Genomic DNA, 13979 nt, shown 5'->3' on the forward strand with positions numbered 1-13979 from the left:
GAGAATTTCAATCCAGCTTGGCTTCCATGCCGCGCTTGGTCGCCGGGCGGGCCGTCAGCGCGTTGTACCAGCGCTCGACGTTCGGAAAATCCTTCAGTTCCACCTTGTGGCGCGGGTGGCGCCAAGCCCAGCCGAGGATGGCGAAATCGGCGACCGACAAGGCGTCGGCGACGAATTCGCGCCCCTCCAGCCGACGGTCCAGCACGCCATAGAGCCGGCGCGTCTCGGCCATGTAGCGCTTCAGGCCGTAGGCGCGGTCGGTTTCGTTCTCCAGCGCGATAAAATGATGCACCTGGCCCGGCATCGGCCCAAAACCGCCCATCTGCCACATCAGCCATTCATAGACCGGGATACGCTCGGCCAGCGGCTTGGGCAGGAACTTGCCGGTCTTCTCGCCAAGATAGAGCAGGATCGCGCCGGATTCGAAGATGCTGACCGGCTTGCCGCCGGGGCCGTCGGGATCGACGATCGCGGGGATCTTGTTGTTCGGGCTGAGCTTGAGGAAACCGGGCGCCATCTGCTCGCCCTTGCTGATGTTCACCGGGATCACCTTGTAGGGCAGCCCCATTTCCTCCAGCGCAACCGAGATCTTGCGGCCGTTCGGCGTGTTCCAGGTGTGTAGTTCGATCGTCATTTACGGTTTTCCCCCAAGAGCAGCTCTGGCCGAAGCTTTGGCCTTCCCGTAGCGCGGAACCGACGAGCCTTACAACCGCCCTTTTACGAATGTCGTCCCTGCGTTCGCCGAGGCCGCGGGACACCGTGCCCTGTTGACGGCACGAGATCAGCGCTGGAATGTGCCCGGCAGCGCCGATAGATTGCGCCCCGCCTGAAACCCCTTAGGAAAACCGCCTTGTCCAAATCCGCCTCCCGCGCCCGCCTCGCCGAGATCATCCGCAAGCGTTCGTTCGGCCGCGGCGAGATCACGCTGGCCTCGGGCCGCAAGAGCGACTTCTACTTCAACCTCAAGCCGACCATGCTCGACCCCGAGGGCGCCGCGCTGCTGGCCGAACTGACCTATGAGGCGCTGAAGGACGACAACCTCGACTTCGTCGGCGGACTGGAGATGGGCGCCGTTCCGCTGGCGGGCGCGATTGCGCAACTCTCCTGGATCAAGGGGCATCCGATCGCCGCGTTCTTCGTGCGCAAGAAGCCGAAGGAGCACGGCGCCCGCCTCGCGGTGGAGGGCTTGGCCAAGGGCGAGACCCTGCAGGGCAAGCGCATCGTCATCGTCGAGGACGTCACCACGACCGGCGGCTCGGCGCTGAAAGCGGTCGAGGCCGTGCGCGACGCCGGCGGCGAGATCGTGCTCGTGCTCACCATGGTCGACCGCGAGGAAGGCGCGACCGAAACCTTTGCCGAGGCCGGGCTGGAGTTTCGTTCGCTCTACAAGGCGGGAGAGTTTTTGAAGGGGTGAGGCCCGCGCTCTCCGCACACACCGCCGTCATGCACAGGCTTGATGTGGCGAGAGCGCGGCTGTTTCGCTCCACATTTCTTTCCACCCCTCCGACCTCCGAACACCACTCATTTACCATCCCCCGTTAAGGTTACCCGAACTGAAGCCTATCGCGCTTCAGCGCGTTGGTTGCGTTGGGTGGAGTTGGCGTTGCGTACAGAGTTGGCTTTTTCGCGCGTGCGGCGCCGCACGACGTTTGTGGCCGCCGCGACCCTTGCGGGCTCGCTTGTGCTTGTGCCCGGCAGCGTCTCCGCCGAAGGCCTGTTCGATTTCCTGTTCGGCGGCATTCAGAAACAGCAGACGCGGCAAGCTCCCGCGCAGGCGAACTTCTTCGCTGATCCGTTCGGCACCAATCAACCGGCCCATCCTGCGCCGGCGCCGCGCGTCGCGGGCTCCGGACCTGCCTTCTGCGTGCGAAGCTGCGACGGCAAGTATTTTCCGCTGACCATGCGCGGCAACGCCTCGCCGGTTCAGACCTGCCAGGCGTTCTGCCCGGCGAGCGTCACCAAGGTGTTTTACGGCAGCAACATCGACGGCGCGACCGCGGGCAATGGCGAGCGCTATGCCGACAGCGAAAACGCCTATGCCTATCGCAAGGCGCTACGCGCCGATTGCACCTGCAACGGCCGAAGCCCCTCCGGGCTGGCGCCGGTCGATCTCACGCTCGACACCTCGCTGCGCTCCGGCGACGTCGTCGCCACCACCGACGGCCTGGTGGCCTATACCGGCGTTCGCTTAGGGACCGACCAGACCGCGGAATTCACCCCCGTCGCCTCCTATCCCGGCCTCACCGCAGATGTCCGCGCCCGGCTCGGCGAAATGAAGGTTGCGCCGGTCAGCGCAGAGATGGTCGCGACCAGCGCGCCGCTTCCCGAGGCAAGCCGCGACGTCGAGTTGCCGACCGCCTCGATACCGAAGGCGGGTGCGCCGAAGCCGGCGAAACGGGCGGAAGTGAATTAGAGGGATTCGCCGTTAGCCGAAGCACTGACGATCTCGTGTCCCGGACGCGGTACTTTTCCCCGACACACCGTAGGCCCCAAACACAAAATTGCGAAAACAACCCCATGCAAAGTACAATGGGCCCGGGCTCGCAGCATTCAAGCCGCTGACCCCAGCGCTTACCGCCCGACGATGACGCCGATCACGTTCGGCGCCGACAGGTATTTTTCCTCGATCGCCGCACGCGCCGCGGCGCGGTTTTCCGGCGTCAGCAGGCCGCGCTTCTCGGCCAGAATCATCCAGCAATAGCCCCACCAGTCGGTCAGCATGCCCTGATCGTCGACGAGGTCGTAGCCCTGTTCGGCGGCAAAGATTCGCGCCTGCGCTTCGTCCAGCGCATCGAGAAAGGCGTGGTCCTCGACCGAAAACAATTCGTCGCTGAAATCGTCCGTGGTGTAGCCCCACACCGACATGCAGACCGCGTTGAACTCGCGGTCGATGGCGTCGTCGTCGACGAGCTGGCGGCGCGAGGCCTGGTGCAGGCGCGACAGCGAGCGCGCGAAATCGGCAATGCGCGTGAGCGCGAACTGATCGAAGGCGATGGTGGACATATAGTCCTCACAAACTCTGATGGGCCATAGATGTTGTGTCGGCGCAGCGCCGAATCACAATGATATATCAAACACTTGCTAAAGTGTTCTTAATTTGTTCTGGTCGTATCTCAAAATGTCAGCTATCAAAGGTTGTTTTTCGGCGATTGGCCGCCAAGAATCGAAATCAATGGGCGGGACGCAAGCCACCCAGATCCGGTCGCTGTTGCTGGAGGCGGCCGATGCGATCGATCGCGCCAATGCGATCGTATCCACCCTCGACAGCGGCGACCGGGTCCTGCTTGCCTTGCCTCTCGACGAGATATCGTCCGCCTTGCACTTCGAGCTGCTGCAGAAGCTCTATCTCCGCTACCCCGGGCTTGCCGAGGAGGGCGAAGGCTGGAACGGCACCATGGTGTGAACCGTCAGGAGCTCAATCCTCACATCGCCGACAACAGCTTGTCGCCGCAATAATTGGCGTAGAACTTTCCGCCGCACTGCCGCTTGATCGCCGCACAGCGCGCGGCCGGTGAAGCGCCTTGCGCGACGCTGAAGGAACAACTCAGGCCGTCGGCGCTCTTGCCCGCCTTGCCGGCGGCAAAGGCGGCGCTGGTCGCACTGATGCAGACAACCAGCAACGCAGCGGCGGCGATCTCGATCGTCAATCTCATGGCAAGCCTCCCGTTCTGGCGGCACGCGTTTCCCCGGCGCGCACTGGCGCCCGGTTACTAAACCCCGGCGATCCCACAGGCTTTCGCAGTGCAATTATATCACCAAAAGCCGGCCGCCGGCGCCGCGAAATCGGCCCGGTCCTTGCATAAAATCACGCCAGCGCAGTGCACAAGATAGTCAGGCGTTTCGATTGCCGGGCAAGGCGCGTATCTTTGTTATGAGTCTCAATCGCAGGGATCGACGTGTTGCAGGAACAAATCCCAGGAAACTATCCGGACAACTATCCGGCGCCGGGCCAGCCGATTGACGAGCTGGCGCTGGTCGAGATCAAGGGTGCGATCCTCGCCAAGCTCCGGCTTGCGATCGGCAAGGACGCCGGCATGGCGACAAGGCGGGACTGGTACAAGGCCGCGGCGCTGGCGCTGCGCGACCGCATCGTGCACCGCTGGCTGACCGCCGAAAAAGAAAGCTACGATGCCGGCAGCAAGCGGGTCTATTACCTCTCGCTCGAATTCCTGATCGGCCGCCTGTTCACCGACGCGCTGAACAATATGGGCCTGCTGCCGGTGTTCGAGGCGGCGCTCGGCGATCTCGGCGTCGGCCTCTCCGATTTGCGCAAATGCGAGCCGGATGCGGCGCTCGGCAATGGCGGCCTCGGACGGCTCGCGGCGTGCTTCATGGAGAGCATGGCGACGCTGGCCATTCCCGCCATCGGCTATGGTATCCGCTACGATTTCGGCCTGTTCCGCCAGATCATTTCGCAGGGCTGGCAGCAGGAATATCCGGACGAATGGCTGAGCTTCGGCAACCCCTGGGAATTCCAGCGCGCGGAGGTGGTCTACCACATTCATTTCGGCGGCTTTGTCGACCATGTCGACGACCGCGGCCGCGACCGCGCGACGTGGCGGCCGGCGGAAACCGTGCAGGCCGTCGCCTACGACACGCCGATCGTCGGCTGGCGCGGCCAGCACGTCAATGCGCTGCGGCTGTGGTCGGCGCGCTCGCCCGATCCGCTGCGACTCGACGTGTTCAACACCGGCGATTACCTCGGCGCGGTCGCCGAGGAGGCGCGCGCGGAATCGATCTGCAAATTCCTCTACCCGAACGACGAAAGCCCCGCGGGGCGCGAACTGCGGCTGCGGCAGGAATATTTCTTCGTCTCGGCTTCGCTGCAGGACCTGATCAAGCGGCACCTCGCTTCCGACGGGCAGTTGCGCAACCTCCCCTCCAAGGTCGCGGTGCAGCTCAACGACACCCATCCGAGTCTTGCCGTCACCGAGCTGATGCGGATCCTGGTCGACCTGCACAATTTCCGCTGGGACGAAGCGTGGAAGATCACGGTGGCGACGCTGTCCTACACCAACCACACGCTGCTGCCGGAAGCGCTGGAGACCTGGCCGGTCGAATTGTTCGAGCGGCTGTTGCCGCGGCATCTCGAAATCATCTACCGGATCAATACCGCGCATCTCGCGCTGGCGGATCAGCGCTGCCCGGGCGATATCGATTTCCGCGCCTCGGTGTCGCTGATCGACGAGAAGTCCGGCCGGCGGGTGCGGATGGGGCAGCTCGCTTTCGTCGGCTCGCACCGCATCAATGGCGTCTCGGCGATGCATTCCGACCTGATGAAGGAGACCGTGTTCCACGATCTCAACCATCTCTATCCCGGCCGCATCACCAACAAGACCAACGGCATCACCTTCCGCCGCTGGCTGATGCTTGCCAACCCGAAGCTGACCGGCCTGATGCGCGAGGTCTGCGGCGAGGCCGTACTCGACGATTTCTCCCTGTTCGAACGCCTCGAGGCCCGCGCCGGCGACAACGCGTTCCAGCAGCGTTTTCGCGAGGTCAAGCATCACAACAAGCTGGCACTGGCGCGGCTGATCGGCGAACGCCTCAGCATCAAGGTCGATCCGTCGGCGCTGTTCGATATCCAGATCAAGCGCATTCACGAATACAAGCGGCAATTGCTCAACGTCGTCGAGACCGTCGCGCTGTATCAGGCAATCAAGGACGAGCCGCAGCGCGACTGGGTGCCGCGGGTGAAAATCTTCGCCGGCAAGGCGGCGGCGAGCTATCGCTACGCCAAGCTGATCATCAAGCTGATCAACGATGTCGCCGAAGCCGTCAACAACGACCCTGATATCGCAGGAAGGCTCAAGGTCGTCTTCCTCGCCGACTACAATGTCAGCCTCGCCGAGGTGATCATTCCGGCCGCCGATCTGTCCGAGCAGATTTCGACTGCGGGCATGGAGGCCTCCGGTACCGGCAACATGAAGCTGGCGCTCAACGGCGCGCTCACCATCGGCACGCTCGACGGCGCCAATATCGAAATCCGCGACCATGTCGGCGCGGAGAACATCGCGATCTTCGGCATGGAGGCCGGCGACGTCATGGTCCGCCGCAAGCAGGGCCTGGATGCGACCGATGTCATCAGCCGCTCGCCGCGGCTGGGGCGCGCGATTACCGCGATCGAGAGCGGCGCGTTCTCGCCCGACGATCCCGCCCGCTTTGCTTCCATCGGCCACGCGCTGCGCTATCTCGACCACTACATGGTCTCGGCCGATTTCGATTCCTACTACGCGGCGCAGCGCGGCATCGATGCCCGCTGGCAGGTGGTGCCGGCCTGGACCCGCGCGTCCATCCTCAACGTCGCGCGGATGCCGTGGTTCTCCTCCGACCGCACCATCCGGGAGTATGCCGAGGATATCTGGCACGTGCCGGTGCGCGCCGCCGCGCCGGTGGCGGCAGCGGGCGCCCAGCGCGGGGCGACGCGTTAATCCCGGGACGCGGGAATGTATTACCTCTTGCGTCATTGAATTCGCGGCATCGGCAATGTTACTCCATGTACACAGCGCAATGGCCGGAGATGGACGTGCCGATCGGCGAATATGTCAGCCCAGATGGGCAACTGAAATTCCTGGTCACCTGCCCCGATGGTGATTGGACGATCGGCTTCGACGGATTCCCCTGGCATACGCATGGAAGCATTCTCGCTGATTTGTCGGGGCAGGATGAGGTTCCTGCCGTCGAACGCTTCCTGGCTGATTTGATCGGCAACGTTAGTGTGATTGCTTTGACGCGGATTTCAGGCGAACTGACAAGCGTCTGGGTCACGGACGATCCTGAGGGCGCCCTCCGGGATTGCGGAAAATACGGCCAGGCCGAAGAGACAATTGAATTTCGGCTTTGGGACGGGACGCCAATAAAGATTTGATGGATCATTATGCTGACAAAAGCCCCGCATCTTTTCGACGACGCCACACGGATCACCGCCGGCGATAGTTGCTGGCAGGGCAAGACCAGCCCGGATTACTGGGCCTTTGTCGGGCCGTTCGGCGGCTGCACGGCAGCGACCATCCTGCGCGCGCTGATCGACCATCCGCAGCGGGCGGGCGATCCGCTGTCGCTGACCGTGAATTTCTGCGCGCCGGTCGCCGAAGGCGCCTTCGATCTCGACGTCCGCCTGGTCAAGGCCAACCGATCGAGCCAGCATTGGTGCGTGGAGATGACGCAGGGCGGCGGCGACGTCGCCACGCTGGCGACCGCCGTGTTCGCCGAGCGCCGCTCGTCCTGGTCGCACCAGCAGGTGGCCTTTCCCCGTGCTGCGCCGTTCGAACAGGCGCGCCGATTTCCGAACACGGCGATGACATGGACACACCAGTATGATTTCCGCTTTGTCGAGGGTGAGCCGAGCTTCTACGGCTCGCCGGCGGCCTCGCCGCTCGACGCATACTCCAAGCAGTGGATCGGCGACCACGTGCCGCGCAGGATCGACATGCTGTCGCTGATGTCGATGTCGGATGCGTTCTTCGGCCGGGTGTTCCTGGCGCGCCGGGAACTGATCCCATTCGGCACGGTCTCGATCACGACGTATTTTCATACGGCGTCGGACGAACTCGCGGCCGAGGACATCACCCATCTGCTGGCGGTGGCAGATGCCAGAATTTTCCACAGGAGTTACGGCGATCAGCACGGCGAATTGTGGTCGCCTTCGGGACGCCTGCTCGCAACGACGACGCAAATCGCCTATTTCAAGGCGTAGTGGTGTAGGGTGGACAAAGGCGCGTTTGCGCCGTGCCCACCATCTATCCGGCTGGTGATCTTGATCCGTGGGCACGCTACGCTTTGCCCACCCTTCGATTCTTCGGAAGGCCCCGCCTCATGTCCGACGGCAACGCTGCCCGTATCGCCCTGCTCGGGATCCCCATCGAGATCGGGGCCTCGCAACTCGGAACCTTGATGGGACCGGACGCGCTGCGCACCGCGGGCATCGGCCGCATCCTCGATCAGCTCGGCTTTGCCGTCGAGGACCACGGCAACATGGCCAGGCCGAGCGTTACTTCCGCCGAGGGCCCGCCGCCGGCGAACGCCAAATATTACGACACGATCAAGGGCTGGATCCGCGAGCTCAGCGAGCGTTCCTATTCGCTCGCGAGTTCCGGAGCGGTTCCGATCTTCATGGGCGGCGATCATTCGCTGTCGATGGGATCGGTGAACGGCGTTGCGCGCTACTGGCAGGAGCAGGGCCGGCCGCTGTTCGTGCTGTGGCTCGACGCCCATGCCGACTACAACACGCCGCTGACGACGGAAACCGGCAACATGCACGGCATGTCGGCGGCCTTTCTGTGCGGCGAAGGCGGCCTCGACGGGCTACTCGGCAACCATCTCCGCGCCTCGATCGGCCCTGACCAGCTCGATCTGTTCGGCATCCGCTCGATCGATCCGCTGGAGAAAAAGCTGGTGTTCGAACGCCGCGTCGCGATCGCCGACATGCGCGCCATCGACGAATTCGGCGTCGGCGTATTGATACGAAAGATCATCGAGCGTGTGCGGGCGCGGAATGGCGTGCTGCATGTCAGTTTCGATGTCGATTTTCTCGATCCCACCGTCGCGCCCGGCGTCGGCACCACGGTGCCGGGCGGCGCGACCTATCGCGAGGCGCATCTCATCATGGAACTGCTGCACGACTCGGATCTGGTGCGGTCGGTCGATATCGTCGAGCTCAACCCGTTTCTCGACGAACGCGGCCGCACGGCGCGCGTTGCCGTCGAACTGGTCAGCAGCCTGTTCGGCCTGCAGATCACCGATCGGCGGACGCCCAGCAACGCGATGTTGCCGGGCAAGAGCTAGATCGGGACGCGCGGAGATCCGCGAGGTGACGTGAGACCTGGCCTTACGAGACGATCGCAGTCTCGGCGCCGGCTCGGGCGCGAACCGGCAACAGCAGATAATGCACGCCGTTGCTCTCCGCCTTGGGAAACCGGCCGGCGCGGATATTCACCTGGATGGAGGGGAGCAGCAGCGTCGGCGCAGACAACGTCGCGTCGCGCGCCTGCCGCATGGCAACGAACGCCGCTTCGGTGACGCCGCCGCGAAGATGGACGTTTTTCTCACGCTCCTCGCGCACCGTGGTCTCCCAGGCATAGTCGTCGCGGCCGGGCGCCTTGTAGTCGTGGCACATGAACAGCCTCGTTTCGTCGGGCAGCCGCAACAGCCGCTGGATCGAACGATAGAGCTGGTGCGCGTCGCCGCCCGGGAAATCGGCGCGCGCGGTGCCGTAATCGGGCATGAACAGCGTGTCGCCGACGAACACGGCATCGCCGATCTTGTATGACAGGTCCGCCGGCGTGTGGCCTGGCGTGTGCAGGATCTCGACGACGAGTTCGCCGATGCCAAATGTCTCGCCGTCGGTGAACAGGCGGTCAAAATCGCTCCCATCCGTCCGCAGGTCTTGTGCATTGAACACGGGCCGGAAGATCCGCTGCACATCCTTGATGTGCTCGCCGATACCGATGCGCGCGCCGGTTTTCGACTTGATATAGGGCGCCCCCGACAAATGATCGGCGTGGGCATGGGTTTCCAGCACCCACTCGATGGTCAGCTTTTCTTCGTTGGCCGCGGCCAGAATGGCTTCGACCGAACGGACGTCGACGGTGCCGTCGCGCGGATCGAAATCGAGCACGGGATCGATCACCGCCGCGCGGCGGGTCACCGGATCGGCGACCAGATAGCTGATGGTGTTGGTGGGCTGATCGAAGAAGGCCCTGATCTGCGGAGCTGGGCGGGAGGTCGTCATGTCGTATCCCTATCCATTGGTTTGCTGAGACGGCACCTGATCATCGCGAAGGGCGATGTAGATCGCGGGGATCACCAGCACGGTAAGCAAGGTCGACGAGGCGAGCCCAAACAGCAGAGAGATCGCAAGACCCTGAAAGATCGGGTCGGGCAAGATCGTGGCGGCGCCGATCATCGCGGCGAGCGCCGTCAGAATGATCGGCTTGAAGCGCACCGCGCCTGCTTCGAGCAGTCGTTCGCGCAGGCTGCTGCCGCCGGCGCCATGGCGGATGAAGTCCACCAGCAGGATCGAATTGCGCACAATGATGCCGGCGAGCGCGATGAAACCGATCATGGAAGTCGCGGTAAACGGCGCGGCAAACAACCAGTGCCCGACCAGGATGCCGATCAAGGTCAGCGGGATTGGCGTCAGGATGACCAGCGGCAGCTTGAAACTGCCGAACTGCGCAACGACCAGAATGTAGATGCCGACGATCGCGATAGCGAATGCCGCACCCATGTCACGGAACGTGACATAGGTGATTTCCCACTCGCCGTCCCACAGCAGGGTCGGCTTCGTTTCGTCCGCTGGCTGGCCATGAAGGCCCACGGCCGGCTTCGGCAGGTTGCCCCACTGGTGCGCGTCGATCCGGCGAGCGACTTCCAGCATGCCGTAGATCGGTGCCTCATAGCTCCCGGCAAGCTCGGCCATCACCATATCGGCAAAGCGGCCGTCACGGCGAAAGATCACCGGGGAGCCGGCTTCCGTCGATGCGCGCACCACCTCGCCGAGTTCGACCACGGTCTTGGAGCCCGGCAGGACGTTGGCAGGAACCGGCGTTGATGCGAGCGCCTGCGTCCAGGAGAGATCGCTCTTCGGCAGCCGTACCGTGATGGCGATCGGATTGCGCTCCTCGCCCCGGTGCGAATAGCCGACGGTCAACCCACCGAACAGCATCTCGATCGTGTCGTAGACGTCCTTCTGTTCGACCCCGAAGAATTCCAGGCGATCCTGGTCGATCGACAGCCGCAGCCGCGGCCGCGGCTGGCCGACCGAATCGTCGACATCGACGATGAAGGGCACAGAGGCAAATATCTTCTTTGTTTCGTTCATCACCGCGCGGCGGGTCGCTGAATCCGGGCCGTAGATTTCGGCAAGCAGCGTTGCCATGACGGGAGGACCGGGCGGCACCTCCACCACCTTGATGGACGTTCCCTCCGGCGCGACAAGGGATTTCAATTTCTCGCGCAATTCAAGCGCGATGACGTGGCTGGCGCGGGAGCGATCGCCGCGGGCGGTGAGATTGACCTGCAGCTCGCCAAGCTCAGGCGCAGCGCGCAGATAATAGTGCCGCACCAGGCCGTTGAAGTTGAACGGTGCGGCGGTGCCGGCATAGACCTGCACCGACGTCACCTCCGGCAATTGCCGCGCAATGTCGCTTGCGGCCAGCAGCACCCGCTCGGTGTCCTCGAGGCTCGCACCTTCCGGCAGATCGGCGACGACCGCGATCTCCGACTTGTTGTCGAACGGCAGCAGCTTCACCGTCACGCTCCTGGTATAGAACAGCCCCATCACCAGCAGCGTCGCGACGCCGACGGAAATCAGGAACGTCCAGGACGAGCGGCGCGTACGAATGACCGGCGCGGCAACCTTCCGATAGAGCCGGCCGAGCCAGCCTTCGCCATGCGCCGCCTCGTGTTGCGGCGCATCGCCCTCGCGATGCAACTTCAGCATCAGCCATGGAGCGATCACCATCGCGACGAAGAACGAGAACAGCATGGCCGCGGACGCGTTCGCCGGAATCGGCGCCATGTAGGGCCCCATCAGGCCGGATACGAACAGCATCGGCAGCAATGCAGCGACGACGGTCAGTGTCGCCAGAATCGTCGGATTGCCGACCTCGGCGACAGCCTCGATCGCGGCCTGCAGCCGCGGGCGGCCATCCCGCATCGCCCAGTGCCGCGCGATGTTCTCCACCACCACGATCGCATCGTCGACCAGAATGCCGATCGAGAAGATCAACGCGAACAGGCTGACGCGGTTGATGGTGTAGCCCATGAGGTTGGCGGCAAACAGCGTCAGCAGGATCGTGGTCGGAATCACCACCAGTGTCACCACGGCTTCGCGCCAGCCGATCGCGAACGCGATCAGAACCACGATGGAGACGGTGGCGAGGCCGAGATGGAACAGGAGCTCGTTGGCCTTCTCGTTGGCGGTCTCGCCATAGTCGCGCGTGACGATTGCGGCGACATCCGCCGGGATCAGCCGACCCTCGAGCGCCGCGATCCGCGTGCGCAATTCATGCGCCACGACGACCGCGTTTGCGCCGGCGCGTTTGGCAATCGCGACGCTGATGGCAGGCGCCGTTGTCCATGTGCCCTTCTCGTGCTCCGACACGTTCCAGACCCGGTGCTCGGCCGGCGACGGTCCAAGGACGACCTTGGCGACATCGCGCACGTATACCGGTCGATTGTCGCGGGTTGTCACCAGCAGCAATCCGATGTCAGGTACGCCAGACAGCGTCTGCCCCGCGGCGACATTGCGCGTCTGTCCGGCGTCGCGGACCCGGCCGGCCTGGAACGAACGGTTGGCATCGCGCACCTTGGCCAGCAACTGCTGCAGCGTGACGCCGTAGAGCGAAAGCTTTTCGGGATCGGGCTCGACGCGGATCTGCTGGGCGTCGCCACCCGCGATGTAGGTCAAGCCGACATTGTCGACCTTGTTCAGCTCGGAGCGCAGTTTCTCAGCGAGTTCGTAGAGATCCTTCTCCGAGTAGCGCTCGGCAGCCACCGGTTTCGGCGACAGCGTCACCACCATGATCGCGACATCGTTGATGCCGCGCCCGACGATCAGCGGCTCCGGGATACCGACGGGGATTCGATCGATATTGGCGCGGATCTTCTCGTGGACGCGCAGGATGGCTTCATCGGCCTTGGTACCGACGAGAAAGCGCGCCGTCACCATGACGCGGTCGTCCTGGGTCTGGCTGTAGGTATGCTCGACGCCGTCGATCGCCTTGACGACCGTCTCCAGCGGCTTGGTCACCAGTTCGACCGCGTCCGGCGCCTTCAGACCGTCGGCGCGCACGGTGATGTCGACCATCGGCACGCTGATCTGCGGCTCTTCCTCGCGCGGAATGGTTATCAGCGCGACGAGCCCCGCCGCGAGCGCTGCCAGCAGAAACAGCGGCGTCAGTGGCGAGCGGATCGTCGCCTTGGTCAGCCGACCGGAGAGTCCGAGGCTCACGGCCGCACCAACCGATCAGATGCGCGCAATCCGGACAGTATCTCGACCCCGTCTGGCATGTCCTGGTTCGGCGCGGGCCGGCCGCGCTGTACCGGAACGTCGGTTTCGACGTTGGCGCCGTTGCGGATCCTGACATAGTCGATACCGAAGCGGGTTGTGATGAAACGCGCCGGTATGACGAAGGCGGCGCGGTCGCCGGCTGCGATCCAGACCCTGATGCGCTCATTGACGAAGTAGTCGCCGAGCCCCTCGACGGTGGCGTCGGCAACAACCCGCCCGTCCTCGATCTGCGGATAGACCAGGCTGATCTTGCCGAAACGCGGCGCGGCCGTTCCCAGATCGTCCCCGTCGATGCGGACTGGATCGCCTGCCTTCAACAGACGGGCATGCCGTTCCGGCACCCTGAGGCGCATGACGAAATTCTGCTCGGCAATCAGGGCGACGGGATCACCGGGCAACACAACTGTGCCGGCGGTCAGCGGAACCTTCAGCACGCGGCCGGCGGCCGGCGCCAGCACGTTGCCCTCGGTGAGCTGTTGCTGGATCACCGAGCGCTCCGCGGTGCGCGCCCGCATCGCATTGGTGGCGACATTGGACGCGGTGCGCGCCTCGTCCAGCCGTGTCTTTGGAGCGATTCCCTTCTGGAACAAATCTTCAGCCCGTGCCAGATCGGTTTGCGTCTGAGCGACCTGAGCTTCAAGTCCGGCGATCTGCGCGTCGAGCGACTTCATCTGCAGCGCGAGCTTGTCATCACCGACGGTGGCAATGACCTGGCCGAGGTCGACATGGTCACCCTCCTTGACCGTGATAGCGGCAACGGTGCCGCCAATCCGGCTGCGGCCCGGGACAACGCGCCGGCTTTCGACCGTCGCAAACACCGCTTTCTGGTCGGGTACCGCGGACGAGGCCACGACGAAGGCCTCTTCTGCGGCGCCCGATAGCGTCCCGCCGAAAACGAAAGCCACGCACAGGAGCGCGCCCATCGCCGGCAACGATGTCTTTCTACGCTGGAAGAACATGAAAC

At 64.0% G+C, this 13979-nt stretch carries 13 protein-coding genes; 7 read left to right on the forward strand and 6 right to left on the reverse strand.

Translation table 11 applies throughout. The annotated features are described in order from the left end of the window. Positions 1 to 7: 7 nt before the first annotated feature. The gene (locus JQ624_RS28475) at positions 8 to 634 is read right to left on the reverse strand and encodes a glutathione S-transferase family protein (RefSeq protein WP_212422227.1); all 627 of its coding nucleotides are present in this window, start codon (positions 632 to 634) and stop codon (positions 8 to 10) included. A gap of 216 nt (positions 635 to 850) precedes the next feature. Between JQ624_RS28475 and pyrE the strand changes: the two genes are divergently transcribed. Both pyrE and JQ624_RS28485 read left to right on the forward strand, forming a co-directional pair. After that, positions 851 to 1414, forward strand: a complete 564-nt coding sequence (gene pyrE / locus JQ624_RS28480) for an orotate phosphoribosyltransferase (protein WP_212422228.1) — start codon at positions 851 to 853, stop codon at positions 1412 to 1414. Positions 1415 to 1603: 189 nt separating this feature from the next. Next, positions 1604 to 2413 (forward strand): DUF2865 domain-containing protein, encoded by an 810-nt coding sequence (locus JQ624_RS28485; RefSeq protein WP_249130144.1) that lies wholly within the window; start codon positions 1604 to 1606, stop codon positions 2411 to 2413. A gap of 158 nt (positions 2414 to 2571) precedes the next feature. Here JQ624_RS28485 and JQ624_RS28490 read toward each other — a convergent pair whose 3' ends face one another. Continuing rightward, positions 2572 to 3003, reverse strand: coding sequence for a hypothetical protein (locus tag JQ624_RS28490; protein ID WP_057852547.1), 432 nt, complete (start codon positions 3001 to 3003; stop codon positions 2572 to 2574). A 169-nt stretch (positions 3004 to 3172) separates the two neighbouring features. On the opposite strand from JQ624_RS28490, the gene JQ624_RS28495 reads away from it, so the two are divergent. After that, on the forward strand, positions 3173 to 3403 hold the full coding sequence (locus JQ624_RS28495; RefSeq protein ID WP_212422230.1) for a hypothetical protein: 231 nt from the start codon (positions 3173 to 3175) through the stop codon (positions 3401 to 3403). 19 nt (positions 3404 to 3422) lie between these two features. Here the strand turns inward: JQ624_RS28495 and JQ624_RS28500 are convergent, their stop codons facing one another. Continuing rightward, complete coding sequence (locus JQ624_RS28500; RefSeq protein WP_212422231.1) at positions 3423 to 3653, reverse strand: hypothetical protein; 231 nt, start codon at positions 3651 to 3653, stop codon at positions 3423 to 3425. 237 nt (positions 3654 to 3890) lie between these two features. Here JQ624_RS28500 and JQ624_RS28505 point away from each other — a divergent pair, with 237 nt between their 5' ends. The 4 genes from JQ624_RS28505 (at position 3891) to rocF (ending at position 8784) form a co-directional block, all read left to right on the forward strand. Beyond that, the gene (locus tag JQ624_RS28505) at positions 3891 to 6431 is read left to right on the forward strand and encodes a glycogen/starch/alpha-glucan phosphorylase (RefSeq protein WP_409334380.1); all 2541 of its coding nucleotides are present in this window, start codon (positions 3891 to 3893) and stop codon (positions 6429 to 6431) included. Between the two features lie 89 nt (positions 6432 to 6520). Further along, the gene (locus JQ624_RS28510) at positions 6521 to 6868 is read left to right on the forward strand and encodes a hypothetical protein (RefSeq protein WP_249130148.1); all 348 of its coding nucleotides are present in this window, start codon (positions 6521 to 6523) and stop codon (positions 6866 to 6868) included. Positions 6869 to 6877: 9 nt separating this feature from the next. Continuing rightward, complete coding sequence (locus JQ624_RS28515) at positions 6878 to 7696, forward strand: acyl-CoA thioesterase II (protein WP_212422233.1); 819 nt, start codon at positions 6878 to 6880, stop codon at positions 7694 to 7696. Between the two features lie 119 nt (positions 7697 to 7815). After that, the gene (gene rocF / locus JQ624_RS28520; protein ID WP_212422234.1) at positions 7816 to 8784 is read left to right on the forward strand and encodes an arginase; all 969 of its coding nucleotides are present in this window, start codon (positions 7816 to 7818) and stop codon (positions 8782 to 8784) included. A gap of 43 nt (positions 8785 to 8827) precedes the next feature. Here rocF and JQ624_RS28525 read toward each other — a convergent pair whose 3' ends face one another. The 3 genes from JQ624_RS28525 to JQ624_RS28535 are packed head-to-tail and all read right to left on the reverse strand — an operon-like array spanning position 8828 to position 13974. Continuing rightward, entirely contained in the window at positions 8828 to 9730 is a 903-nt protein-coding gene (locus JQ624_RS28525; protein ID WP_212422235.1) for an MBL fold metallo-hydrolase, read from the reverse strand. Between the two features lie 9 nt (positions 9731 to 9739). Further along, positions 9740 to 12955: an efflux RND transporter permease subunit gene (locus JQ624_RS28530; RefSeq protein WP_212422236.1), complete on the reverse strand. Its 3216-nt coding sequence runs from the start codon at positions 12953 to 12955 to the stop codon at positions 9740 to 9742. Next, positions 12952 to 13974, reverse strand: coding sequence for an efflux RND transporter periplasmic adaptor subunit (locus JQ624_RS28535; protein WP_212422237.1), 1023 nt, complete (start codon positions 13972 to 13974; stop codon positions 12952 to 12954). Before JQ624_RS28535 ends, JQ624_RS28530 begins: the two co-directional genes overlap by 4 nt. Positions 13975 to 13979 lie beyond the last annotated feature (5 nt).

The sequence above is a fragment of the Bradyrhizobium sp. AUGA SZCCT0283 genome (assembly GCF_018130385.1).
In the GTDB taxonomy this organism is placed as follows: Bacteria; Pseudomonadota; Alphaproteobacteria; order Rhizobiales; family Xanthobacteraceae; genus Bradyrhizobium.